The following is a 24,407-nucleotide window of genomic DNA, read 5'->3' as shown; positions in this document are numbered from 1 at the left end:
GAGGAGGTCCAGAATGGACGTGAGAACCTCTTTTGCCGCGCAAGGCTATACGCAGGCCCGGCCGGCCACCCAACCGTCGCCGAACGCAGCAGGGTCGGCCGGTGCCGCGCAGGGTTTTGCGGCGCTCGCCGAAAATTTTGCCGAAACGCTCAGGGCCGGCGAGGAAACCGCCAAGGCGGCAATGATGGGCGGTGCGGATCCGCATGCGCTCGTCGAAGCACTCGCGGCGAGCGAGCTCGCTGTCGAGACGGCTGTGACCCTCCGCAACAAGGTCGTGGAGGCCTATCAAGAAATCCTCAGGATGCCGGTCTGAGGATGACAGAGGCGATCTTCTTCGACACGCTCCGGCAGGCCCTTTGGGTCGCGGTCGCGATCTCGGCGCCGCTGCTTTTTGTTGCCCTCGTCGTGGGTGTCGTCATCGGGCTCTTCCAGGCGCTGACCTCTGTGCAGGAGATGACACTGACATTCGTACCCAAGGTTGGCGCGATGATCGGCGTCTTCTGGGTTTCCATGACATTCATGTCGGGCATGCTCGTGTCGTTCTTCACCGACAGCATCGTTCCATTGATCGCGGGGTATTGAGTGATGGATAACGCAGTCTACACGACGCTCAACCGCCAGTCCGGCCTTCAGGCCGAGATGCGCGCAGTCGCCAACAACATCGCCAACGTTTCGACCACCGGGTTTCGCAAGGAGGGCGTCATCTTCGCCGAGCATGTGGCAGAGCTTGAGGGTGAGGAACCGTCGCTGTCGATGGGCACGGCCGAGGGCCGCGTGGTGAACCTTGCGCAAGGTGTGCTTGTCCAGACCGGCGGCGCGTTTGACCTTGCGATCGAGGGCGAGGGGTTCTTCCAGATCGAGACGCGTGAGGGTCCGCACCTGACGCGCGCCGGAGCCTTCACGCCGTCACTAGAAGGCGAGCTTGTCACGGCGGAAGGGCATCGGTTGCTCGATCTCGGCGGTGCACCTGTATTCGTGCCGACGGATGCCGGGCCCGTGGCGATCGCGAGCGACGGTACCGTATCCGCAGGGGGCAACCCGATCGCGCAGATCGGTCTCTTCGTGCCGAGCGATCCTGCGGATCTCATCCACAAGGGCGGAACGCGGTTCGCCGCGGAAGGCGGCATCGAACCTTTCGAGGGGGGCACGATATTCCAGGGGTTCCTAGAGAATTCCAACGTCAATGCCGTCACCGAAATTGCACGCATGATCGAAGTGCAGCGCGCCTACGAAATGGGTCAGGGGTTTCTCGATGCCGAAGATCAACGCATCCGCTCCGTCATCCAGGCGCTTGGCCGCACTTAAGGAGACCGATTCATGAGAGCCCTCCAGATCGCAGCAACAGGGATGAGCGCCCAGCAAATGCGGGTCGACGTGATCTCGAACAACCTCGCAAACATGTCCACGACGGGTTACAACGCCCGTCGAGCGGAATTTGCCGACCTGCATTATCAGCAATTGACCCGTCCCGGTACGATCAACGCCAGTGACGGGACGATCGTGCCAACCGGCGTTCAGGTGGGGCTTGGCGTCCGCCCGGTCGCAGTGACGGTGAATGTCGCGCAGGGGTCGCTATCGGCCACGGGTGGCGATCTCGACGTCGCAATCGAAGGGCTCGGCTTCATTGAGGCTACGCTGCCGTCAGGCCTTTCGGCCTATACGCGCGACGGCGCACTGAAGCGGACGGGCGACGGATTGATCGTCACATCGGACGGCTACGAGGTGGCCCCCGGCATTACGATCCCCTCGGACGCGCGATCGCTTTCGATCAACGCGTCGGGCGAGATCTACGCCTATTTCAGCGATCGGGTGCAACCGGAACTGCTTGGTCAGATTACGCTTGCGGGCTTCACCAACGAGAAAGGGCTCGAAGCGATCGGTTCGAACCTGTTCCTCGAGACCGCGGCTTCCGGACCGGCGATCTTGGCGGTTCCGGGCGAAAACGGGCTCGGAACGTTGCGACAGGGCTTCCTCGAGGACAGCTCTGTCGACGCGGTGCGCGAAATCACCGACCTGATCGAGGCGCAGCGCGGCTACGAACTTAACGCCAAAGTCATCACCGCCGCCGATCAGATGCTCGGCGCGACCACGCAGGTGCGCTGATGCGCGCTCTCGTCTCAATCCTTGTGGGGACGCTCGCCATGCCCGCATTTGGCGAGACGCTCGTCGCGGCGCGCACTCTGCGTGCGCAGACGGTTCTGGCACCCGACGACTTCGTGGTGTCCCAAACTAGCGTGCCTGGAACGGCCTCGGACGCGACTACCGTGATCGGGCAAGAGACGCGGGTCGCCATCTATCAGGGCCGTCCGATTCGACTCGCTGACATTGGTCCGCCAGCACTTGTCGACCGCAACCAGATCGTGGTTCTGAGCTACGTTTCGGGCACATTGTCGATCCGGGCCGAGGGCCGGGTGCTCGACCGCGGCGGAGTCGGCGACACGGTTCGCGTGATGAACGTCGCGTCGCGCACAACTATCACCGGTGTTGTCGCCGCCGATGGCTCGGTACGCGCGCAACGACATGAATGAAGGAAAGGACGCTCGGATGAAGCTCGGTCATGGACTGATCGCCGCATTGGCGCTTGCGGGATGCCAGCGGCTTGAGAACGTTGGCAAAGCGCCGGACTTCACGCCTGTGGAGACGGGAGGCGAGTATTTCGCGATGGCGTCGCCGGGATTACCTGCGACCGCGGCGGCGTCACAGGCAACGGACGGCGCCTCGCTGTGGTCGGGTGCGCGCGGCTCGCTGCTCGGCGATCGCCGCGCCGGCCATCGCGGCGATATCCTGACGGTCGTCATCGAGATCGACGACAAAGCGGAGATTTCGAATTCGAGCGGTCGCTCGCGGGCGGGCTCCGACAGCATGGGCATTCCCGACCTCTTCGGGATACCGCAGCGCCTGGATCGGAATTTTCCCGAGGGGGCGAGCATGGCCAATGCCGTGAGCACCGCGTCGTCATCGAGCTACCAGGGCGACGGATCGGTCGCCCGCAAGGAAAAACTGACCCTCCGGGTTGCGGCGACCGTTGTAGAAAGCCTACCGAACGGTGTGCTGCGCATCCAGGGGTCGCAAGAGGTGCGCGTGAATTTCGAAGTGCGCGAGCTGATCGTCCAGGGCTTCGTGCGGCCCGAAGACATTTCGCGTCAGAACGAGATCACCTACGACAAGATTGCGGGCGCGCGAATTTCCTACGGCGGTCGCGGTCAGATCACAGATGTGCAGCAGCCGCGCTACGGCCAGCAGGTCGCCGATATCGTTCTGCCGTTCTGAGGTCTCGACATGCGTAAGGTCCTGCCCCTGCTCCTCGCACTCTTCGGGCTCGCTGCGGGTGGCGGCGCGGGATACATCGTGCGCCCGCCGGCAGAGGAAACGGTTAATATCAACCCGTGCGGCGAGGAGGAGATGGCGCGTAGTTCCGCAGGCGGTCATTCCGACCTTGACGACGGCGCGGCCGATACATCGGCCTACGAGTACGTGAAGCTCAACAATCAGTTTGTGGTGCCGGTGGTGGAACAGGGCGACGTCGCAGCGCTCGTTATCCTGTCGATGAGTCTGGAAGTGGCGGCGGGCCACTCCGAAGACGTCTATGCGGTCGAGCCGAAGCTTCGTGACGCATTCCTTAGAGTTTTGTTCGACCACGCCAATACAGGCGGATTCGAGGGTGCCTTCACACAATCGAGCAAGATGGATGTCTTGCGCTCGAGCCTTCTCGAAACTGCGCGCCGCACGCTTGGTTCGTCAATTAACAGCGTCCTTATCGAGAACATCGTCCGGCAGGACGGCTGACTGTCGCCCCCTGCCTGGTTGTCATGTGCCCGAATTTGGGCGAATCGCGTGCACAACGACTGCCGCTCAATTAGCGCTCTCCGCCTCGGTCCCTAATCGCCCGGACCCGGTACGCCTTGTTTTGAGCCAGGTCATCAAGGCGCGCGAGCGCCGAGCTGCGGCCGAACGCAGCCCGTGCCCTGTCGCGCTGCGCTTGCCACTCGGCCTCGGCCTCCCGCGCTTCGTGTTCGAGGAGGGTTCGGCGCTGCCCCGCAAGTCGCCCGAATCTTGCGAAGGCGGAAAGGGCGCCCGCATCGGCGGTCTGCATCACGATACTGAGCGCGTCGGACACGGCGACATCGAGCGCGGCTTGGCGCGCCTCGATGGCCGAGCGACGCGCAGCAATCCCGGCCAGCGCCATCAACTCGGCGTCCTTCTTAGCCTCGAAGATCCGGATGAGCGTCTCTATACTTCGCCGGTCCATCATCCGCCCCGGCGCTCGCGCGCGCGCCGGCGCATGCGCTCGGCGAACCGGATCGCCGCCGCGACGTGCGCGTAGTGATCGGGCAGAACTTCTTGTCCGATTTCGACGCTTGCGTGAAGCGCGCGCGCGGTTGGTGGATCGGACCGAATCGGTATTCCGGCGGCGGCTGCGGCCTCCCTGATCCGGGCAGCGACGGCATCGACGCCCTTGGCGACGCAAACAGGCGCCCGCCCGCTTCTCCGGTCCCATCTGAGGGCCACAGCGTAGTGCATCGGGTTCACGATGATGACATCCGCCTTCGGCACGTCGGAGATCATACGGTTCATCGCGACCTCCTCGGCCCGGCGACGACGTTGTCCGCGCATGTGAGGATCGCCCTCAGTCTGCTTGAGCTCGTCCATCAGTTCCTGTCGCGACATTCGATTTCGCCTCAGGTGTTCATGGCGCTGCCACAGATAATCGAGGACACCGAGCGCTCCGCTGACAAGCAGGATAAGGAACAGGAATTCGATGATGAGGCGCCCGAGCTCTGACGCCGCGAGCGCAGGATCGAGCCCTTGGCTCATCAGGGCGCGCGGGAGTCGAATCGCGAGAAAGAGCCCCAAAAGCAGGGACACGAGAAGCAGTTTCGCCGCGCTTTTAAGAAACTCGAAAAGCCCGCTGCGCCCGAATTTCTGCCGAGCATTGGACAGCGGGTCGATGCGCGACCATTTGGGTACAACCTTCTCCGGCGCCAAGACCCATGCGTGCTGCGCGAACAGCACCGCGACGACCGCCGCGAACGGTGCGAGAAGGAATGGCAGCATCGGAAGCAGCGCCGCCCCGATCGCGCTGCCCGACACCGCGGCGCCGCCATCGAGCATAAGCGTCGAGAGCGTCTCCGCCCGCCCGAGCATCGCCGCTCCTCGCTGGCCGAACGCGACGATGCTGTCGAATCCCGTTACGACCGCCGCGAGCAGGAGTGCGCCGTAGCTGGCCGCCACTGCAAGCTCGGCCGACTTGACGACCTCACCGCGCGTCCGGGCGTCGTCGAGCTTCTTCTGTGTCGGTTCATGTTCCTTTTCTGCGGCATCGTCCGTCTCGCTCATCGCGCCGCTCCGAACGGGTCGGCCAAGAGGGCGGAGAAGCTGCCCGCCCATATTGCGAGCCCGAGCGGGGCGGCGAGGGCGAGCAACAGGAGTGCACCCGCTGTAATCGCTGGGGCGCCCACGAAAGCAACCATAAGCTGCGGCATTGCCCGGTTAATCGCGCCTAGAGCGATATTGTAGATGAGCGAGACGATGACGAAGGGGGCCGCGAGGCTGAAGGCGAGTGCGAATGCCTGCGCGACATGAGCTACGCCCCAGCCACGGATCGCCTCCGCGCCTGGAAGGGATCCGGCCGGCAGCGCGTCGTAGGACAGGATCAACGCCTGGGCGAGCTTCACATGCAGGCCGGCCATCATCGCCAACGCAAGGCCAGCCACCACAAAGAGATGCGAAATCGTCGGCATGGGTTCGCCGCCAGCGCCAAAAAGCTGCGAAAGCGATGTTGACTGAGCGGCAATTGTTCCTGCGATTTCAAGGGCAAGGACCACCAGGCGAAGAACGAGACCGATTGCGAGCCCCGCCAGGCTCTCGGTTATGAGCCAGACAGGCAATCCCGCCAGGTCAATGGAGATGTCGAAGTCGTGCGCCACAGCCGGTGCGACCACGGCGGTGAACGCGAGTGCTATTGCCAGTTTGACACGGACGGGAACCGAGTGCTCGCCGAAGCCAGGCAGAACGGCCATGGCGGCGCCGATCCGGAGAAACACGACGAACCCTGTGAGCGCGCTCTGCGACGCCGCGTCTATAAGAAACCGCACGATCTCCGTCATGCGGGAATCAGCCCGACGATCGAGGGCTTGGCATCGTAGCCGATCTCTTCGAAAGACAGAACGGGCGCGGAGATTCCCTTCGCGCTAAGGACGGTCTTAAGGAATCGGCGTCGCCGGGCCGAGGTGACAACAGCCGGAAACACGCCCTGTTCGCCGGTCTTCGCGATCCGGTCGGCGACGTTGCCCGCCAATCGATTGAACGCCTCGGGTGGCAGGGCGACATCGGTCTGTCCGCGCTCCCCCTCGATTTGATGAGCCGCGAAGGCATCTTCCCAATCCGGCGCGAGCTGCAGGAGCGGCACTGTGCCGTCCTCGCGCCGAAGCTCGGCCACCAGCTGGAAGCCTAGCCGACGCCGAACATGTTCGCAGATTGCCTCCGGATTGCCGGCATTGCGCGCCTCGGCTATCGCTTCGAGAATGAGCGCCAGATTGCGGATCGACACGCGCTCTTCCAAAAGAAGCCGAAGCACAGAGAGGAGGAGGTCGATCGGCACTTTGTCCGGGATAAGTTCGTCGAGGAGCTTGCGGTTGGCCTCGGCGCGCCCCGGATCGGAGAGGTTGACGCATTCGTCGAGCAGCCGCCGCACCGACCTGAGCGAGAGGAGCCGCGAAAAGTTGCGCTTTATTACTTCGAGAAGATGCGTGGCCAGGACCTCGGTCGGTCCGACAACGGTGGTGCCCGCGAGGGCGGCGTCCTCCTGCCGCGCGACCGGTATCCAGCGCGCCGGCGCACCGTAGACCGGTTCGCGCACGTCGCGGCCGGGCGGGACACCGAGATCGCCACCCGAAAGCAGGGCAAGCACATGATCGGGCTTGAGCAGGTCGCGCGCCTGCTCGACGCCCTGTATCCGGATCCGGTAGCAGCCGGATTCGAGAAGCGCGTCGTCGGTAAGCCGGATCTCCGGAAGGATTAGACCGTAAGCCGAGGCGACGTGGTTACGCATGTTGACGATCCGCGCATCGAGACCCGTTGAAGGGTCCAAGACCATGCCGACGAGATCGGGCGCGAACTCCACATGAATGTCGTCGAGGTCGAGCACGTCACCCATGGATTTTCGTCTCGGTGCGTCTGTTTTTGGGGATTTGGTACGGGCCGCTTCCGCGGCCTGCCGGATGGACAGCCTGCGGACATACTCCGCGGCGGTGCCGAGGACAGCGGCGCCGGCAAGGAACGGAACGAATGGCAGGCCAGGGACGAGCGCGAATAGCGCCATGAGAAACGCGACTGTAGCGAGGGCGGGAGGATATCGTCCGAGCTGCCGGAAGAGTTCGAAATCCGCGGTCCCCTTCGCCCCGCCCCGCGACAGGAGCAGCGCGGAGGCAACCGAAATGATCACCGCCGGAATCTGGCTTACGAGTCCGTCGCCGACGGTGAGGATCGCATAGGTCTCGACCGCGCGACCGATTGGCATGCCGTGGACCACAACTCCGATGATCAGCCCCATGACGAGGTTGAGAAGCGTGATCAGGAGGCCCGCCACTGCGTCGCCCTTGACGAATTTCGACGCGCCGTCGAGCGAGCCGAAGAACGTTGTCTCGGCCTGTTCGCGTTCGCGCCGTGCTTTGGCTTCGGCGTGGTCGATGGCGCCCGCGTTCATGTCGCTGTCGATGGCAAGCTGCTTGCCCGGCATGCCGTCGAGCGCGAAGCGCGCGCCGACCTCGGCCATGCGGCCCGCGCCTTTTGTGATAACGATGAAATTGACGATCAGCAGCACGCCGAACACCACGAGGCCTATCAGGACCGAGCCCGACATGATGAACATAGCGAAGCCCTCGATGACATCGCCGGCCGCACTGGTCCCGGTATGACCCTGTCCGATGATAAGCTTCGTCGACGAGACGTTGAGCGATAGTCTGAGCATCAGAGAGGCGAGAAGCACGGTCGGGAAGGCGGAGAAGTCGAGCGGCCGCTCGATGAAGAGCGTGACGGTGAAGATTAGGATGGCGAGCGCGAAGGACGCCGCGAGCCCGATGTCGAGGATCCAGGCCGGCATCGGCAGGATCATCATCACGATGATCGCCATGAGCGCGAGCGCGAGAAGCACTGTCGGGCGGAAGATCGTCGCCGGCGTCAGCTGTGGCATCAATTGACCTCGGTCGGTGCCGCTCGGGGGCCGAACAGGCTCGCGCCGCCGCCGGGGCCCAGCGGCACGAGCGAACCCAGCGCCCCGTTTCCGCCGGCCTGAAGCAGGGGGTAGGTGTTGACGCGTGCTTCGGCGACGACGGCGGGGCCGGCGGTGTCTGGCCCGTCGCCGTTTGCGACGCGGACAATATCGGGAATCTCGGGGATGGTGTCGCCGTCCTGACTGAGAAGCGTTGTACGGAAGCGCTCGAAGCGCGCCTGATAGCGCGTCGCGAACTTCGGGGTGCGGGAGTGGTAGGCTCCGGCCGCCCGCCCCCAGTCACCCTGCTCGGCGTGGAGCGACTTCAGGAACTTGGCAGCGTAAAGCGCGTTCGCGAGCGGATCGAACATTTCGTCGATCGACCGGAACGCCGTGCCGTGCCATTTGTAGTTGATCTGGAAGCAGCCGATGTCGAAGCTGCGGGCGCCGCGCTTGTATTCCTTGTAGACATAGGCGCGGGCTTCGTCCTCGGTTTCGAACCAGAACCCCTTGCCTTCCATGTTTACGGTCCAGGGCCAGGGACGGACGGCGCCGCCGTGCTTGCGACCCGTCTCCGTCAGTGAGATGGCCTTAAGCACTGAAATCGGCACGCCGGAGCGCCGCGCCGCCTCTGCCGCGACTTGGTCGCAGAAATTCGCAGGGTCGCTTGAAGCGAGGGCGGGGGTGCCGAGGCACGAGCCCGCTATGATCCACACCAAGGCGCGACTGAGCAACGAAACCGGCGAACCGACCGGCCTGGAGACTGCTCCTCCGGACATTCTGGCCCCTTTCAAGCAATTCTTGCTTCATAGGGGACGCTAGAGCCGAGGCGTTGAGATTCGGTAACCGGCGCCAGGTGTCAGTCTCCGGCAGGCTCGGTCACCTTCAGAAGTGCTTCGAGTTTCGAACGCATGTTCCGGCTGTCGGCGATGAGCGACTGGCCTGCCGCAAGCGGTCCCGGCGGCGCTTCCGGTTCTCCCGACGAGGAGGGAACGAGGTCGAAGGCCGCGATCGCTTCCCGCATGACTTCGGGCGCGTGAGCCGAGGCGCGCTTCCAGTCGCCGCCCCGCCAAGCGGCGCGTCCCGCCGCCTGCTGATCGCCGATCGCGGCCAAGGCGGACGCTGCCGACCGGTGATCGCCCGCCAAGGCCAGCGCTCTCGCGCGGATGGATGCCACGTCCTCGCCTTGGAGACCATCGAGCCTGTCGATCGCCTCAGCGGGGTCGAACCCGGCGATTGCGGCACGGGCAAGGATGCGTCGTCCGCGTTCCGAAAGCGCCGCCTCTCCCTTCAGGAGCGCGCTGGCCTCGCGCCCGAACCCCGCCTCGGCCAGGCGCTCCGCCAGTTCACTTCTGAGGGTTGTGTCGGGTGCTGCGCGATCCAAGAGGTCGCGGTTCGCGAAATAGAGGCGTAGGAAGTCTGCCTCATCTTCGGATTCGCCGAGGGCTACGAAGAGCTGTGCCGTCGTTTCCGTCTGGCGCTCCGAACTCTCTGACTCTGTCCAACGCCGGAGATCGGCCAAGGCACGATCCAATTCGCCCGATGCTCCACGCGCGAGTATCTGGAGCTGACTGAGGGCCGGCCCGTCCGCGCCATCCTGCCGTTCGAAGGCGAGCGCTTCGGCGCTCTCAATCAGATCGTCCGGCACCGACGCACCGCGCTCGAGCCGAGAGCGGATCGTCAGGATCAGCGCGTCGACCGCCATCGGATCGTTGCTGCGCGCCAGCGCGTCGAGCCGCGCTTCGGCACTTTCCGCGTCGCCGCTGGAATAGTCGATCCCAGCCTCGATCATGCCAACCGCGGTGCCGACATCTCCGGCGGCCCGCGCGATCGCATCGCGAACAGATCGTGCGGCCGTGCCGCGGCCAGTGTCGAGAAGCCGTCGGGACAGCCCCGGTCCGAGCTGGCGGCGGAGATGGATCGGCAAAGCCGAGAAGCTGCGCAGAAGAGCAGATTCGTTGACTTCGGCGGCTGCCGGAAGCACAGGCCAGGCGAGAACCGCCCAAAGCGCCGCCGCCGTGTCGCATCCTGTCATGACGAACAGATCGGAGCTCGGGTCGAGCGCCCTGTCGTCAAGGATCGCGCTCATCGCTGCGATCGGCGCGAGATGGTTTGCGGTGGAGTCGAATGCGCTTATGACCGCGCGTGCTTCTGCACCAAAGCCCAGGAACAGATAAAGCCTAGCCAGGTCCAGTACAGCGTCCAAATCCGCGCGATCGAACTCACCGACAAGTGGCTGACGCCGCTCCGCGATCTGTACGGCGGCTGGCCGCGCGTCTCCCCACCCCGAAATGTCGAAGTCTTCATCGGGTCGGCAGTGCCCACCTTCCGCGGTCATGGGCGTCCGCGTCATCGCCGAGAGCATGTCGCGGTCGATGCTGGTTTCGGCGCGGATCGCGGGATGGACAGGCTTCGCCGGTTCGCCAGCGGGCAACCCCACGTCAACCGCGGCTGACGGGTCGCGCGGCAATCGGTCGCGCTCGAGCTCGACTTCGAGCAGACCTTGTGACGCGGCTCGGCTAAGCTGGCGCAAAAGCTCGGATTGCGCTTGGGTGACGCTCGGGTCGGGCAGGCGTGGCAGGAGCAGGGACCGATCCTCCTCCGCAGACATGTGCCGATTGCCGCCGGCGCCGAATGCGTTCTCGACAGGGCCCATCGCCGTAGCATTGGGTGCTGCGGCTGCAAACTTCGCATCTCCGTCTTCGCGCCGCGATGAATGGGGCTCCGCTGCTTTCCAGACGGATGCGAGTTGCCCCTGATCCCGTTCCGGCACAACGATCGGAAGCTTCAGCCTCTCGTCGAATACCGCCCCTGCGAGCGGGAGCGCGGGCCGGAAAGAAGGCGTGAGCGCGCGGGCGGTTTCGGCTGAGCTGCGTCCGGGTGCAGATCTCCTCACCGCTCGCTCGAAGGGTGAGTCGGAGGTTGCCTCTCCGTCTGCCACGTCGATGACCAGGGCGCCGCGTTCAGTGAGAAACGCGCGGGCATGGCAGGCGCAGCCGAGACGGAGCGCGAGGCCGCCGTCGCCGATCGCGCTCAGATCCGCAATCCGGTCACGCGGGATCATGTGGAATACGCGCTCCGTGTCGAAGACTATGTCGGGCCCGTCAAGGCGAAGCTCATAGCCCTCCTCGGTTCGGCCAAGCCGCCACTCCGTTGGCTTCGTCAGATCGAGCACGATGCGGCTGAACCCGGCGTGCTCGCCCGACCGGATTCGCACCGTCTCCCCAAGAGCCGGGCGGCTATACAGCATGAGATCCAACGCAGCGATCAGTGCCACGGCCGGGACAAGTTGGCGCATCATGCGGCGTCCGACTTCACGGCCTTGAGGGCTTCTTCGAGCGCCGAGTAGCTCGGACGGATATGTTGGGGTGTATTCTGCCGACCGACCTCGATACAGATGTTTGCCGGGTGATTGTGCAGATTTGCGACCAGCACTTCACGGATCAGCTTGTGGAAATGACTGTCCTCTTCGATCACCGCTTTCAGCTTCGCCGCGAATGGCCCGACCAGCCCGTAAGCGAGAAAAACGCCGAGGAACGTTCCCACCAAAGCGCCACCGATCATCTTGCCGAGAATTTCGGGCGGCTGGTCAATAGATCCCATGGTCTTGATGACGCCGAGTACGGCGGCGACGATGCCGAGCGCGGGCAGACCATCCGCGATAGATTGGAGCGCGTGCGTCGGATGGAGCGCGTGATGCAGATTGGCCTCGAGTTGTTTTTCCAGCACTTCTTCGACCTGATGCGGATCGTCATAGTTCATCGACGCCGAGCGCATCGTGTCGCAGATCAAATCGACGGCGGAACGGTCGTGCTGAATTTTCGGGTATTTGCCGAAAATCGATGACGATTCGGGATTCTCGACATGCTCCTCGACCGCAACCGGGTTTTGTTTTGCCAAACGAATCAGTTCGAACAACAGACACAGGAGATCACGGTAGTCGTCAGGCTTCCAATGGGCGCCCTTGAAGACCTTTTTCACGTCCTTGAGCGTGTGTTTGATCGACGCGCCGTCATTGGCAAGGATGAACGCCCCCGTCGCCGCACCGCCGATCATGATCATCTCGAAGGGCAGAGACTTCAGGATGATGCCCATCTTGCCTCCGGCCAGAATGTAGCCGCCGAAGACCATGATGAAGATGATCGCGATGCCGACAATTCCGACCATGGGTACCACCTTTCCGGACGCGTCCGGGGGCCACCTGCCAACCCCCTCCAGAACCTTTCAGAGCGCCATTAACATTCCGTCTCCGCCTTACTCACGTGGGGCGCTTGCGTTTCGTCCCGCCAACAAGACAGAGATCGTATAGGCTGTCTTCGGTTCGAGCCCGGCCAGCACCTGAGCCGCCGGTTCGGGCCGCATCCGTGCCAGGAATCCGGCGGCGAACTCGGGATCCATTTCGCCGAAGAGCGCCGCGGCCTCCTTGGGCTTCATCTTCTCGTAGACCGCGACCAGCCGGGCCACGTCGTCGTCGGCGGCTGCCTCCGCAAGGGTCAGTGTTTGGGCGAGTTGTTCCTCTGCCGCCACGAGCGCCGCGATGTGTTCGTCAACCTCGGCTTTCGCAAGTGTCAGCGCCTGAGCGCGGTCGGCGATCAGCGCCTCACGGTTCTCAAGTCGCGCCTCTCGCTCCTTGAGGTCCGCGAGCATCGCAAGCGCTCCGCCGTCGGGCTGGCACGTCTCTGGCGTCACGGGTTCGGTCTGCTCGGGCGCGACGCTGAGAGCGAACGCATCGCCCGCGCCCGTGCCAACCCGCAAGAGCCCCGAAGTGCCGAGGAAAGTTGCAATTAAGAACAGGGCGCCGCGCCCGGCGCGCGACTGCCTGCGGGCAGGCGGGCGGGCTTTCCTGGTGTTCATTCCGCGGCCTCCAAATGATCGCCCTGGCGACCACGTCGACGTTGGACGCGGAATTTGCGCGAGGGACCGTCGGCTGTTTCAGGCAGGTCGTGGAGCGTCGCGAGCATGAGCTCAAGCTGGGCGGCGGCGGCCTCCGCGCGCTGAGTCATTTCCCTGAGCGAGTTCGCCGACTCGCCTGCCGCACCGCGCGCTGTATCGAGTGCGCGGGTCATGTCGTCGACCTGCGCCGAGAGAACCGCGATCGCCCCGCCCATACCGCCTTCAAGCTGGTTGAAGGACTTCAGCCTGCGCGATAGGACCAGGCAGTAGAAACCGGCGCCAATGGCTCCCGCCCCGAGCAGCATGTCGGCTATAAGATCCATGCGGGCCCCCTAGTTGATGACGAATTCGGTCACGAGAAGGTCGCGCACCCGGCCCTCGCCCGCGACCATCTGCACGCGGCGAAGCATCTGAGCCCTCAGCCGGACAAGTGCTGTCGGGTCTTCGAGCTCGCCGACCTCGACGGCGCGTAGATATCCGTTCAGCACGTCGAGCACGCGCGGCAGAATCAGAAGCAGATCGGATTCATGGGTCTTGGCGACTTCGAGTTGTGCGGTGAAATGCAAGTACCGGCCGGCAGGTTCCTTGCCCAGCGAGACCACAATTGGCGCGATCGGAACGAAGGCGATCTCCGGCAACGGATCGACTTGCATCTCCTCCTCGGCTGACATGTTGTCGGATGGACCCAGTATCATGCCCGAATAGACGGCGAAGAACCCTCCGCCGCCGAGCGCGAGCATGAGCATGAGCCCGATGACCAGAGGCAGCTTCGATTTCTTCTTCGGGGCGTCTTCTTCAGGGACTTCGGATTCGGACATGACGGTTTCCGGTTACGAATGCCCCTTCGGTATAGGCCCATGGAAACTAACCGATTGTTAATCGCGATCGGCGAAGCATCGGAGGGACGACGGGCAGAAGCCCAGAAACGGAGAGAGCCATGCAGCAGCTGATAGCGGTCTGGCAGAACCTCGAGCCGCGCCGCCGGATCGTCGTGGTGCTTGCGACGCTCGCAATGTTCGGTGCCGTGCTCGCGCTTGCCAATCTGGCCGCAAGGCCTTCGATGGCGCTGCTCTACGCCGGGCTGGACGGCAATCGCGCCGGCGAAGTGCTGATCGCGCTCGATCAGCGCGCTGTCACTTACGAAGTGCGCGGAACCGCGATCTACGTGGAATCGGCACGACGCGACGAACTGCGCATGACGCTCGCGGCCGAAGGGCTGCCCGCGAATAGCAGTGCAGGCTACGAATTGCTCGATTCGCTTACAGGCTTCGGCACGACTTCGCAGATGTTCGACGCTGCCTATCTGCGCGCGAAAGAGGGCGAGATCGCGCGTACCATCGCAACGCTTCCGGCGATTCGTTCGGCGCGTGTGCATATCGCTGACACCAAGGCGCAAGGCCTTCGGGCACAAATGCCGCCGTCAGCTTCCGTAACGGTCACAACGACGGCGGGCGGGCTCTCGCCCACCCAGGCGAAGGCGCTGAAGTTCCTCGTTTCGTCGGCCATCACAGGGCTTGCGCCAGATGACGTCTCGGTTATCGACGGCGATGGCGGCCTCGTGACAGTCGGGGATGAGGGCACCGGGCGGGCCGCCGAGGATCGGGCCGAAGCGTTGCGGCGCAATGTCGAGCGGCTGCTTGAGGCGCGCGTCGGATATGGCAATGCAATCGTCGAGGTCTCCGTCGAGACGGAAACGGAGCGCGAAGCTATCACAGAACGCAGATTCGACCCCGAGGGCCGGGTCGCGATCTCGACGGACACAGAAGAGCGGACGACATCGTCAAACGATTCGGGCTCGAGCGGCGTGACGGTCGCCTCGAACTTGCCGACCGGCGACGCTCAGGCCAGTGACAGCTCGTCGCAAAGCCAGAACAGTGAAACACGCGAGCGCACGAACTTCGAGGTTTCCGAGACTACACGTGAGGTCCTACGCAGCCCGGGTGCCGTCAGACGGCTCACCGTCGCTGTTCTCGTCGATGGCGTCGCCCGCGTCGACGAGTCTGGGCAGAGCGTGATCGAACCGCGACCCGAGGAGGAAATTGCCGCGCTGCGCGATCTCGTCGCGGCCGCAGTGGGATTCGATGCCGGGCGCGGGGATGTCATAACGATCAAATCAATGAACTTCGAACCGTTGGCGGCGCCCATCGAGCCGGCGGGTGGTTCACTCCTCGCGGGCGTCACGCTGGACATAATGAGCATGATTCAGCTTGGAATCCTCGCCCTCGTCAGCCTTGCACTGGGGCTTTTCGTGGTCCGGCCGATTCTGACATCGCGGAACTTCCGCGCCGCCGAACTCGCGCCGCCGGTAGCTGAGCGTTCGGCCCGGTCCGAAGTGTTGACCGGCGAGATCGACGATGGCGACGAGCCGCCCCGTGATCTTGCGGTTGTCACCGAACGCGGACCCCACGCCGCCAAGGGGGCTCTGCGCGAGGCCGACCCGGTTGCCCGGCTTCGCCAGATGATCGCCGAGCGCGAGGAGGAGACCGTCGAGATTCTGCGTGGCTGGATGGAAGACCCGGAAGAGGAGAAGGCTTGATGCCGCGCCGGGTCCAGCTCGAAGTCTTCGAGCTCACCGACCTGACGGACGAGCGGGTGGAGCTTGGCCAGGCGGAACTCGAGGAATGCAGGCTCGCGGCCTACGAGCAAGGATACACGGCTGGTTGGGACGATGCGGTGGCCGCCCAGGATCAGGAGGTCGCGAAGCTCCGCGCCGATCTTGGCCGTAACCTGCAGGACCTGTCTTTCACATATCACGAGGCCCACAGCCACGTACTCCGAACACTCGAGCCGCTCTTGAAGGACATGGTGAGCAAAGTTCTTCCGGCGATCGCGCACGAATCCCTCGCGCCCGTGGTCCTCGAACACTTGCGACCGATGGCGAAGGACCTTGCGGGGCGACCAGTTGCGCTTGTCGCGAATCCGGCCAACCGCGAGTTGCTTGAACGAACGGTGATCGCAGACGCCAAGTTTCCGGTCGCCTTTCGCGAGGAGCCGTCGCTCGGTGACGGGCAGGTCTACCTGCGGCTAGGTGACGAGGAATCACGTATCGACCTCGATGGCGTGATCAAGGCCATTGCAGACGCGGTCTCGGGATTCTTCCAGATCGAGAAACAAGAGGAAAGACGTCATGGATGATGCCGCCAAGTCGACCCTCGGCGAGGGTAGTCCGTTTTCGCAGGTCCCGATCGAGATCACGATCTCGGTCGGTCGAGCAAGGCCGCTTGTCCGGGAACTCCTGCGGCTGAAGCGAGACGCGGTCCTTCCACTCGATCGAAAGGCCGACGATCCCGTGGAGCTCTATGTCGGCGACCGGCTGATTGCTCGGGGCGAGCTGACCGAGCTCGACGGCGAAGGCGCGGGCCAGCTCGCAGTGCGTCTCACAGAGGTCGCCGATCTGACGAACGGACTATAGCAGATGCGAGCTACGCTCCTCGCGCTGATGCTGTCCCTCCTGCCGGTGGCCGGCTTTGCCCAGGATTTCGCGTTCGACCTTGGCGGCGAAACCCTGACAGGCCAGTCGCTTCTCCTGATCGCGCTCGTCACAGTGCTGAGCCTCGCGCCTGGCCTTGCCGTCATGGTGACCTGCTTTCCGTTCATCGTCACGGTATTGTCGATTCTGCGCCAGGCGATCGGGCTTCAGCAATCGCCGCCCAACATGCTGATCGTCTCTCTCGCGCTGTTCCTGACCTGGTTCATAATGGAGCCGGTCTTCTCCGAGGCCTGGATTGCGGGCGCCCGGCCACTGATGAACGGTACGATCGACCTACCTTCGGCGTTCGAGCGCGGGGTCGCTCCGTTCCGCGCGTTTATGGCCGCACGGATCGATGCCGACACCTTCCTGTCTTTTGCCGGGCTGAGGCCCGAGACGTCCAGTCTCACCGATGCGGGATCCGCACCGCTTTCTCTGCTTGTCCCCTCCTTCATGCTCTCCGAGGTCGCACGCGCGTTCGAGATCGGTTTTCTGATCTATCTGCCGTTCCTGGTCATCGATCTGGTGGTCTCGGCGGTCCTCATGTCGATGGGGATGATGATGGTGCCTCCCGCAGTCGTCGCGCTGCCCTTCAAGCTTGCATTCTTCGTCGTCGCGGATGGCTGGGCGCTGATCTCCGGTGCGCTCGTGCGCAGCTATTTCTGATGGGGCTCGCCGCGGCAGCGCGACCGGCCCGATTCGCTGACGACAACGTGCACTGATCTCTGGGGATTTGGCGCTCCCACGCCGAACAGCGCATCGAGTCTAAATGGCGTGAAATCGACTAAGCCATCCTGCTGAAATGGTCGGCCACCATCAACTGGTTTCAAGGGGTTCCGGGAAGGCCCGCGCGCCGCATGCAACAGGCCCGCGACATCCTTCCGAAACACAGCCCGGAAAGACGAAATGATGGCGTCGAGGCCTCGCGCGTCACTGCACGAGAAATTCCGCGTGCAGGGCTCCGGCGGCGTTGATGCTCTTCAGGATATCGATCATGTCACGCGGGCTTACGCCGAGAGCATTCAACCCCGCGACCACATCAGATAGCGACGACGCCTCGCCGATCTCGGCCATGCCAATACCGGGCTCCTCATCGATCGCCGCGGCCGAACGCGGCACGACCACCGTCTCTCCCTGTGCGAACGGATTGGGCTGCACCACGACCGGGCTTTCTTCGATTCGAAGCGTCAAGTTGCCCTGGCTGACCGCGACCCGACTGATGCGCACATCCGCCCCCATGACGATCGTGCCCGAACGCTGATCGACCACGACGCGCGCGCGACGCTCGGGCTCAACGAGCAGGTTCTCCACCCGCCCGAGAACATGAGCGGGTGACCCCATGCCCGTCGCCCTGATATCGAGCGCGACGGTGCCCGCATCTGTCATCCGCGCGACGCGCCGACCGAACTCGTCGTTGATGACGCTTTCAATGCGCGCCGCCGTCGTGAAATCAGGGCCCCTGAGCGCAAGTCGAACCGCGTCGAGCCCGCCGAAATCGAATGCGATTTCGCGTTCCACCCTGGCGCCCGCTGGGATCGATCCTGCCGTCGGCACGCCTTGCACCACGCTCGCGCCCTGACCCTCAGCCGAAGCGCCGCCGGCGATTATCGTGCCTTGGGCGACCGCATAGATCTCACCGTCTGCGGCATTGAGAGGGGTCATGACGAGCGTGCCGCCCAAGAGGCTCTTCGCATCTCCGATTGCCGACACCGTCACGTCGATCTGGCTGCCTGCGCGCGCGAACGGCGGCAGCGTTGCGGTCACGAACACCGCCGCCACGTTCTTGGGTCGGAAGCTTTCCCCAGTGACGTTGACACCCAGCCTTTCAAGGATGTTCGACATGATTTCTTCGGTAAACGGCGCATTGCGGATCCCGTCGCCGGTACCATTCAAGCCGACGACCAGCCCGTAGCCAACGAGGTCGTTTCCGCGCACCCCATCGAACTCGACCAGATCCTTGATTCGGATCGGAGCCGCCGCGGCTGCGCCGGTGAACATCAAGAGGAGAAGTGCCGAGAAGAGCTTCATCGAAGGACATCCGCTAGTGAGAGGCGCGAGAGACGCGCGGTGAGAGTGTAGAGCGTCTCCAACTGGCCCTGGATGGCCTCCAGCGCGCTGGCTGTCTCGTAGGGGTCGGCGGCGGTGATGGCGTTGCGAGCGATCGTGAGCGCTGAGATTTCGGCCGCGTTCCGCGCCTGGGCGTCGGCGATGTGACCCTCCACCGATCCGATCCGCGCCCGCAGCGCCGCGAGGTCGGAGTTCGCGGCGATGAGGGTTTCGCCCGAGCGCCGCACGAGAGTTGCCCGCTCGGCAGTGTGGCCCGACAGAACTCCTTCGGCGAGAAGCGCCCCGAGCGCGAAGCCTTCGAGCAGATCGCGCAAAGCCGGATCGGCGGCTGTCACATCCAATCGCGCCTCGCTGCCCGGTGCGGTGCGGAAGGGGGCAAGCCCTTGCCCCGAACCACCGTAGATCACGTCAAGAAACCCGCCGGCCCCCGACGGCGCGTCGAACCAGCTGGCGACCGCAGCCTCCACGCCCGAAGCGGTTGTCTGACCGGATGCGGCTACTATCAGGGCATCGAGAATATCCTGCGCGCCGGCTAGCGGCTTCGCGTCGGTTGCTGCGCCCGAGAGCAGATATCGATCGGCAACCTGCGTATTGAGAGCCGAGACAACCGAGTGAAGCTTCTGGCGTGCGTCGCCGGCGCTCGTGTCCACATGCGTCTTGCCTCCGTTCGTGCCGGCCACGAGAAGCGCCGGCGCGAGGTCCGTCGTCATAGTTTCAACGTTCTCGAGTGCTCTTTGCAGCGACTCGGCGAACAGCGCCGCCTCGCTTCCGGCCACCTCGAATGCTGCAAGAGTCTCGAGGCTGCGCTCTATTCCGGCAAGAACCTTGAAATCGCCCGAGAGTGCTTCGGCAAGGTCGGTTTTGCGCCCGCTTGTCAGTTCTTCGCTCAACCGGACGAGATGCTTCTGCAGCTCCACGTTGTGGCGCCGCATCTGGTAGGACTGGGCCATGTCGCCGATGGAAATGTAGTTCATCGTTCAAAGCCCGATCAATTGCTGGATGAGGTCGTCGATCGCCTGGATCACGCGCGCGTTGGCGGAATAGGCTTGCTCGACGAGAAGAAGCGCCTGCATCTCGGCGTCGGTGTCGACACCGTCGCCGAGATGCAGCTCGGTCAGAGCGCCCTGCCGCGCCACGCTGAAGCTCTGCCGCGACTCGGCCTGCTGCCGTGCGCTTGCGACGCCGGACAGGACGTCCGCCGCAAGTCCGGACGCAGAGCGCCCGGCGCCGATGAACGCGCCCGAGGACGGAACGCGGGAAGCGGAGAGCGCGTGGCTCAGAGCGGTCAGAAGGGCCGCGTCGCCGACATCGCCCGGGCCGGCCGCCCCGAGTCCCGCGCGCAGGCGCCAGAGCGCACCGCCTTGGGCGGGGTCGGTCAGCGCGTTGAGCCGCATGCGGCCGGCCAGGCCGACCTCCAACGTCGGATCGAGCGCCGCGCCCGCATCGGTGAAGAGGCCCGGCTGCCCGGGCGCCAGGGACGCGTCCACGGACGGCGACTCGAACCGTTCGATCAGGTCACGCGTGAGCGCGTCGAGCTGGCTCTGCACCGACGGCGCGAGTTCGTCGCGGACCGCGAGCGCCGCACCGAGCGTTCCGCCGCCTAACACGCCGCCATCCGTCGAAGGCACCGGCATTCCGTTGATCGTCAGGCCCGATAGAGCGCCAGAGGCTAGCGTCATGTCGGCGGTCACGACACCGACGGGCGAGAATCCGATCTTCGCCGGATTGCCTTCGAGCAGAATGGCGCCGCCGGTCGTGAAGAGCGCAATCTGGTCATGGTCGCGCGCAACCTCGCGCACAGGCACGATCCCGGCAACCCGGTCGATCAGCCTCTGCCGTTCGTCCATGAGCGCGGTCGCGTCACGCCCCGAGCTGCGCTGCGCCAGGATCTCGGTGTTCAACCGGTCGATCTGCTCAAGCGTCAGATTGAGTGTTTCGACTTGGTTCGCGATGGAGTCGTCGGCATCCATGCGCGCCTGCTGAACCGCATCGGTCAGCGTGTTCAGATGGCCGGCGAGGCCACGGGCCGCATCGACGACCTCCTGCAGGCGCGCCTGGGAGTCCGGACGGCTCGCGGCCTGGATCAGCGTTGCTTCCAGCGATGCGATCCGGTCGGCGAGCGATCCGGCGTCGCCGGGTGCGCCGATCAGGCCCTCGATGCGCGACAGGAAATCGGTCCGCAGCGCCGCGTTGACCGCGTCTGCGTCCGCGAGGCGGCGATCTGCGAGCAAAACTCTGTCGACAACACGCGTGACCCCGTCGATCCGGACTCCCGCACCATTTCCGCCGAGCGACTGCGCCGAGAGGAGCAATTCGCGCCGCGCATAGCCCTCGGTCAGCGCGTTGGACACATTCGAGGACACGACCTCTGCCCTGCGCGAGACGGCTGTCAGGCCAGACAAGGCGTTGGCGAGCGATGTGGACAGGCTCATGGTCTAGCCTCCGGACAGGCGCCACCCGTCCCGGTCAACGCTTGATATTGGTGGTTTCCTGCAGCATCTCGTCGACCGTCTGGATCACCTTGGCGTTCGACGAGTAAGCGCGCTGCGTCTGGATCAGCGCCGTCAGTTCGGCCGCGACGTCCGTGGCCGAGCCCTCGCGCGCATAGCCTACGACCGAGCCTGTCGGACCGTCACCGGCATCCCAGAGGAAGAACGATCCGGAATCGGGCGAGACCTGGAATGTCTGGTTGTTGAGCGCGATGAGCCCGTTCGGGTTCGGAACGTCAACTACGGGGATCTGGTAGATGCGGCGCGTGAAACCGGTGTCGTAGGTCGCCGTGACGAAGCCGTTGTCGTCAACCTCCACCGTCGTGAGATTCCCGACCGGTGATCCGTCCTTCGTGATCGACGTGGGCGCGAAGCTGTCGGAGAGCTGCGTGAGCCCGTTCGGATCGCCGAGCTTTCCGATCGTCATCGTGATTGGACCGCCGGCCACGCTCAGCGCAAGCGAGCCCGTGGCGGGATCGTAGGCGCCACCCGACACGGTTGTGACAGAGGCAAGCGTGCCGCCATTCGCCCGCGTGTCGTCGAAGACCAAGGAGTACTCGCCGATCAGCGCGCCGCTCTGCGAGGAATCGCGAATCTCCATCGTCCATGTGTTCGAACTTCCCGAAGCTGGAACTGTTGGAGAGAACGTTATGTCGAGCGTGTCGGAGGTTCCGAGATTCCCAAAATACTCGACCGACAGAGGCAGTGCGTTCCCTGCGGCCCCCGCCTCGGTCGCGGTCGCGGGTAGGTTCACGCCGAGGTTCATCGTTGTGGTCGGATCGCCCGCCGTCTGGTTGGCATTGATGACGACCGGCTGAAGCCCCGCAATAGTGTCGCGCGGCAGGACAGGGATAGTTCCGTCTGCATTGGCAGGCCAGCCAAGAAGCACGAGGCCGGATTCCGTCCGCAGAACGCCGTCCGCGTCCGGGCGGAATGCGCCTGTCGTCGTCATCATCAAAGGCTGCGCGCCGCCGGAGAACGAACTCAGAGAGACCGAAGAGGTCACCGGCAGCATGCCGCGTCCCGAGACCGCGAGGTCGAGCGCGTTCGACGTGGCGACAAGTGCGCCATGTTCATCAATCAACCGCGTCGTCGCGGCGCGCACGCCGCCGGCCGAGTAGGTGCCAGCGCCGCGCGCCTGATTAATGACGAAGTTCTCGAAATCCGTTGACGCGCGCTTGTAGCCGTAGGTACCGGAATTCGCGATGTTGTCGGAAATGGTCGCCAGACGGGTGGCGTTGGCGCTGAGGCCAGCCACGCCGGCGTTCAGCGAGGAGGAGATGGACATGTGTGCCGCCTTTCTGCTGCTCGTCCGTCGATCTCACCGACCATGCCGCGCGGAGGCTTAACATCGCCCTAACGATTCAAATGGTCGCTATTTCACATGTCAGAGCGCAGCAAGATTACCTCTAGCCGGTTGTTGCGCGGTGCCATGGGGTTGCGCAGCGCCGGCCGCCGGTCGGCGAATCCGGTCACGCGTTGAACCCGCTCTGCGGTGAGACCGCTGTTCTCGAGGAGGATGCGTGTCCGCATGGCCCGCGCGGAAGAAAGGTCCCATGAGGGGTTTTCGCGCAATACCTCGGGCAGCGCTCGGATATGGCCGTTGACCGCCACGCCATTCTCGACGAGCGCGAAGACGCGCGCAAGCATCCCGGCCATCTCGATCAGGATCGGTTCCGCTTCGTCCGTGTAATGGCGAAACAGCGGCTCGTCATCGAGGTCGAAAATCTCGACGATCAGCCCCTCGTCGGTGACGCGCGTGACGATGTGGCGCGCAGCGGCTTCGCTGACCATGCTTTCACCGCCGATTCCCATCAATGTTTCCTCGATGCGGCGAAGCTCTTGGGTCTCGGCCGAAGCGTCGGCAGAGGTGTCGGCGGCGTCGGTGCCAGTCTGGCCCATTGCCTGACGTTCTTCCGTGGGCCTGAGGCTCGATGCACCAGTGCCGTTCTGGGCGATCTGATCCTCGGAAAACACGCTTTCGCCTCCGAAAGATCCGTCGCCGCCGCCGGATACACGGCTGAGCGGAATCGTCGGGCTGAAATAGTCCGCGATTCCCTTCCGTTGTTTCTCCGTCGTCGCGTTCAAAAGCCACATCAGCATGAAGAAGGCCATCATGGCGGTCACGAAATCGGCATAGGCGACCTTCCAGGCGCCGCCGTGATGCCCGTCGCCACCGACGACCTTCTTGCGCTTGATGATGACTGGCGCGGCGTTTGACTGCCCGCTCATCCCACCAACCTTTTCTTCACCCAACCCCACTGGTAGCAGCGGCGGCTTAACGCAGTGCTAATCTCCTACCGGCTCGACTGCGCGCGGTCGAAGGTTCGGGCGCGTGTCGGGCCGCCAGCTCCAGCGACTGCTGACATCGAACGCGAAATCTTAGCCGAACGATCCCGCCGCGCTGTCCGGGTGCAGGAACTCCATCCGCTCGCCCATTATCGCCGTATTCCTTACGGATCAGGCCGATCATGCCCGGCGACTCACCCGCAGGCGAGGATCACATCCGTTTTCCATTCGCGGCACTTCCGCGCAAGCTCGTCAGGGAACGCCTTGTCAGTGACGACCCGGCCGATATCGAAGAGCGACGCGATGCGCACCGGCGCGCGACGGTCGAGCTTCGAGGCGTCGGCGACGAGGCACGAGGCGCGGGCCTGCCTTAGGATCGCGCGACTGACCCGCACTTCCTGCGGGTCGAAATCCAGAAGGTCGCCCTCTTGGTCCAGTGCCGAGGTGCCGATGATCGCGTGGTCCACCTTGAAATGGGTGATCGCTTCGGTCGTCAGGTCACCCACGAGACCGCCGTCTGACCGCCGGAGTACCCCGCCCGCGACGATCACGTCGCAGCTTTCGCTGGCGGCGAGAATGTTTGCGACGTTCAAGTTGTTCGTGACGACCGTCAGGTTGCGATGCCCCAGGAGCGCACGCGCCACCGCTTCGGTCGTCGTCCCGATATTGAGAAAGAGGGAGGAATTCTCTGGGATCGTCGCCGCGCAGGCCCGAGCGATCGCGGCCTTCGCGTCGGCGTTCATAAGTCGCCGCTCTTCATACGCGATATTGACGACACCAGCCCTGAGTACCGCGCCGCCGTGGACACGGTCGAGCTTGCCTCTTTCTGCGAGCTCACCCAGATCGCGCCGAATAGTCTGAAGCGTCACGCCGAAGCGCTGGGCAAGGTCCTCGACCCCCACGCGCCCCTCGGCTCGCGCAATGTCGAGAATTTCGCTCTGGCGGAAACTGAGCGCCATCCCGTCCTCCTGCATGGGTTACAAGGCGTGCG

Annotated in this window: 27 protein-coding genes; 11 read left to right on the top strand and 16 right to left on the bottom strand. The window is 64.3% G+C overall.

The annotated features are described in order from the left end of the window. Positions 1-13 precede the first annotated feature (13 nt). Genes fliE through DEA8626_RS12350 form a run of 7 tightly spaced genes read left to right on the top strand, consistent with a single transcriptional unit; the run spans position 14 to position 3,786 of the window. A complete protein-coding gene (fliE, locus tag DEA8626_RS12380) occupies positions 14-313 on the top strand; it encodes a flagellar hook-basal body complex protein FliE (protein ID WP_108853552.1) in 300 nt (99 codons plus the stop codon). Between the two features lie 2 nt (positions 314-315). Then, positions 316-582, top strand: coding sequence for a flagellar biosynthetic protein FliQ (locus tag DEA8626_RS12375; RefSeq protein WP_108853551.1), 267 nt, complete (start codon positions 316-318; stop codon positions 580-582). Positions 583-585: 3 nt separating this feature from the next. Beyond that, positions 586-1,305 carry a flagellar hook-basal body complex protein gene (locus DEA8626_RS12370; protein ID WP_108853550.1) on the top strand — a complete coding sequence of 240 codons (720 nt, stop codon included), beginning with the start codon at positions 586-588 and terminating at the stop codon, positions 1,303-1,305. Between the two features lie 12 nt (positions 1,306-1,317). Continuing rightward, positions 1,318-2,103: a flagellar basal-body rod protein FlgG gene (gene flgG, locus DEA8626_RS12365; RefSeq protein WP_108853549.1), complete on the top strand. Its 786-nt coding sequence runs from the start codon at positions 1,318-1,320 to the stop codon at positions 2,101-2,103. Continuing rightward, on the top strand, positions 2,103-2,528 hold the full coding sequence (gene flgA / locus DEA8626_RS12360) for a flagellar basal body P-ring formation chaperone FlgA (RefSeq protein ID WP_108853548.1): 426 nt from the start codon (positions 2,103-2,105) through the stop codon (positions 2,526-2,528). Before flgG ends, flgA begins: the two co-directional genes overlap by 1 nt. Before the next feature lie 16 nt (positions 2,529-2,544). Next, on the top strand, positions 2,545-3,270 hold the full coding sequence (gene flgH, locus DEA8626_RS12355) for a flagellar basal body L-ring protein FlgH (RefSeq protein ID WP_108853547.1): 726 nt from the start codon (positions 2,545-2,547) through the stop codon (positions 3,268-3,270). A 9-nt stretch (positions 3,271-3,279) separates the two neighbouring features. After that, the gene (locus DEA8626_RS12350; protein ID WP_108853546.1) at positions 3,280-3,786 is read left to right on the top strand and encodes a flagellar basal body-associated FliL family protein; all 507 of its coding nucleotides are present in this window, start codon (positions 3,280-3,282) and stop codon (positions 3,784-3,786) included. A 70-nt stretch (positions 3,787-3,856) separates the two neighbouring features. Here DEA8626_RS12350 and DEA8626_RS12345 read toward each other — a convergent pair whose 3' ends face one another. The 10 genes from DEA8626_RS12345 to DEA8626_RS12300 all read right to left on the bottom strand — a co-directional run bounded on the left by DEA8626_RS12345 (position 3,857) and on the right by DEA8626_RS12300 (position 13,920). After that, positions 3,857-4,249 (bottom strand): hypothetical protein, encoded by a 393-nt coding sequence (locus DEA8626_RS12345; RefSeq protein WP_146188868.1) that lies wholly within the window; start codon positions 4,247-4,249, stop codon positions 3,857-3,859. Beyond that, the gene (locus tag DEA8626_RS12340; protein ID WP_108853544.1) at positions 4,249-5,337 is read right to left on the bottom strand and encodes an EscU/YscU/HrcU family type III secretion system export apparatus switch protein; all 1,089 of its coding nucleotides are present in this window, start codon (positions 5,335-5,337) and stop codon (positions 4,249-4,251) included. The genes DEA8626_RS12345 and DEA8626_RS12340 overlap by 1 nt, the downstream gene beginning before the upstream one ends. Beyond that, positions 5,334-6,107: a flagellar biosynthetic protein FliR gene (locus DEA8626_RS12335; protein WP_108853543.1), complete on the bottom strand. Its 774-nt coding sequence runs from the start codon at positions 6,105-6,107 to the stop codon at positions 5,334-5,336. Before DEA8626_RS12335 ends, DEA8626_RS12340 begins: the two co-directional genes overlap by 4 nt. Next, positions 6,104-8,191, bottom strand: coding sequence for a flagellar biosynthesis protein FlhA (gene flhA, locus DEA8626_RS12330; protein ID WP_108853542.1), 2,088 nt, complete (start codon positions 8,189-8,191; stop codon positions 6,104-6,106). The genes DEA8626_RS12335 and flhA overlap by 4 nt, the downstream gene beginning before the upstream one ends. Next, the gene (locus DEA8626_RS12325; RefSeq protein ID WP_245890854.1) at positions 8,191-8,820 is read right to left on the bottom strand and encodes a transglycosylase SLT domain-containing protein; all 630 of its coding nucleotides are present in this window, start codon (positions 8,818-8,820) and stop codon (positions 8,191-8,193) included. The genes flhA and DEA8626_RS12325 overlap by 1 nt, the downstream gene beginning before the upstream one ends. Before the next feature lie 248 nt (positions 8,821-9,068). Beyond that, the gene (locus tag DEA8626_RS12320; RefSeq protein WP_108853540.1) at positions 9,069-11,510 is read right to left on the bottom strand and encodes a YbbN family protein; all 2,442 of its coding nucleotides are present in this window, start codon (positions 11,508-11,510) and stop codon (positions 9,069-9,071) included. Beyond that, positions 11,507-12,376, bottom strand: a complete 870-nt coding sequence (motA, locus tag DEA8626_RS12315; protein ID WP_108853539.1) for a flagellar motor stator protein MotA — start codon at positions 12,374-12,376, stop codon at positions 11,507-11,509. The genes DEA8626_RS12320 and motA overlap by 4 nt, the downstream gene beginning before the upstream one ends. Positions 12,377-12,463: 87 nt before the next feature. Further along, positions 12,464-13,063, bottom strand: a complete 600-nt coding sequence (locus tag DEA8626_RS12310; protein ID WP_108853538.1) for a MotE family protein — start codon at positions 13,061-13,063, stop codon at positions 12,464-12,466. Beyond that, a complete protein-coding gene (locus DEA8626_RS12305) occupies positions 13,060-13,425 on the bottom strand; it encodes a DUF6468 domain-containing protein (protein ID WP_108853537.1) in 366 nt (121 codons plus the stop codon). Before DEA8626_RS12305 ends, DEA8626_RS12310 begins: the two co-directional genes overlap by 4 nt. Positions 13,426-13,434: 9 nt before the next feature. Then, positions 13,435-13,920, bottom strand: a complete 486-nt coding sequence (locus DEA8626_RS12300) for a flagellar basal body-associated FliL family protein (RefSeq protein WP_108853536.1) — start codon at positions 13,918-13,920, stop codon at positions 13,435-13,437. A 119-nt stretch (positions 13,921-14,039) separates the two neighbouring features. On the opposite strand from DEA8626_RS12300, the gene fliF reads away from it, so the two are divergent. Genes fliF through fliP form a run of 4 tightly spaced genes read left to right on the top strand, consistent with a single transcriptional unit; the run spans position 14,040 to position 17,237 of the window. Continuing rightward, on the top strand, positions 14,040-15,638 hold the full coding sequence (gene fliF, locus DEA8626_RS12295; protein ID WP_108853535.1) for a flagellar basal-body MS-ring/collar protein FliF: 1,599 nt from the start codon (positions 14,040-14,042) through the stop codon (positions 15,636-15,638). Beyond that, the gene (locus DEA8626_RS12290) at positions 15,638-16,237 is read left to right on the top strand and encodes a FliH/SctL family protein (RefSeq protein ID WP_108853534.1); all 600 of its coding nucleotides are present in this window, start codon (positions 15,638-15,640) and stop codon (positions 16,235-16,237) included. Before fliF ends, DEA8626_RS12290 begins: the two co-directional genes overlap by 1 nt. After that, on the top strand, positions 16,230-16,514 hold the full coding sequence (locus tag DEA8626_RS12285) for a FliM/FliN family flagellar motor switch protein (RefSeq protein WP_108853533.1): 285 nt from the start codon (positions 16,230-16,232) through the stop codon (positions 16,512-16,514). The genes DEA8626_RS12290 and DEA8626_RS12285 overlap by 8 nt, the downstream gene beginning before the upstream one ends. A gap of 3 nt (positions 16,515-16,517) precedes the next feature. After that, on the top strand, positions 16,518-17,237 hold the full coding sequence (gene fliP, locus DEA8626_RS12280; protein WP_108853532.1) for a flagellar type III secretion system pore protein FliP: 720 nt from the start codon (positions 16,518-16,520) through the stop codon (positions 17,235-17,237). Positions 17,238-17,501: 264 nt separating this feature from the next. On the opposite strand, the gene DEA8626_RS12275 is transcribed toward fliP, so the two are convergent. The 6 genes from DEA8626_RS12275 to DEA8626_RS12250 form a co-directional block, all read right to left on the bottom strand. Continuing rightward, a complete protein-coding gene (locus DEA8626_RS12275) occupies positions 17,502-18,599 on the bottom strand; it encodes a flagellar basal body P-ring protein FlgI (RefSeq protein ID WP_108853531.1) in 1,098 nt (365 codons plus the stop codon). Further along, the gene (locus DEA8626_RS12270) at positions 18,596-19,612 is read right to left on the bottom strand and encodes a flagellin (protein WP_108853530.1); all 1,017 of its coding nucleotides are present in this window, start codon (positions 19,610-19,612) and stop codon (positions 18,596-18,598) included. The genes DEA8626_RS12275 and DEA8626_RS12270 overlap by 4 nt, the downstream gene beginning before the upstream one ends. 3 nt (positions 19,613-19,615) lie before the next feature. Then, positions 19,616-21,070 (bottom strand): flagellar hook-associated protein FlgK, encoded by a 1,455-nt coding sequence (gene flgK / locus DEA8626_RS12265; protein WP_108853529.1) that lies wholly within the window; start codon positions 21,068-21,070, stop codon positions 19,616-19,618. 34 nt (positions 21,071-21,104) lie between these two features. Further along, positions 21,105-22,415: a flagellar hook protein FlgE gene (locus tag DEA8626_RS12260; protein WP_108853528.1), complete on the bottom strand. Its 1,311-nt coding sequence runs from the start codon at positions 22,413-22,415 to the stop codon at positions 21,105-21,107. Between the two features lie 92 nt (positions 22,416-22,507). Then, positions 22,508-23,359 carry a flagellar motor protein MotB gene (locus tag DEA8626_RS12255; protein ID WP_108853527.1) on the bottom strand — a complete coding sequence of 284 codons (852 nt, stop codon included), beginning with the start codon at positions 23,357-23,359 and terminating at the stop codon, positions 22,508-22,510. Positions 23,360-23,610: 251 nt separating this feature from the next. Then, positions 23,611-24,375 carry a DeoR/GlpR family DNA-binding transcription regulator gene (locus DEA8626_RS12250; protein WP_108853526.1) on the bottom strand — a complete coding sequence of 255 codons (765 nt, stop codon included), beginning with the start codon at positions 24,373-24,375 and terminating at the stop codon, positions 23,611-23,613. Positions 24,376-24,407: the final 32 nt, after the last annotated feature.

It is taken from the genome of Defluviimonas aquaemixtae (assembly GCF_900302475.1).
GTDB lineage: Bacteria > Pseudomonadota > Alphaproteobacteria > Rhodobacterales > Rhodobacteraceae > Albidovulum > Albidovulum aquaemixtae.
This window is presented reverse-complemented; position numbering and strand designations above follow the sequence as displayed.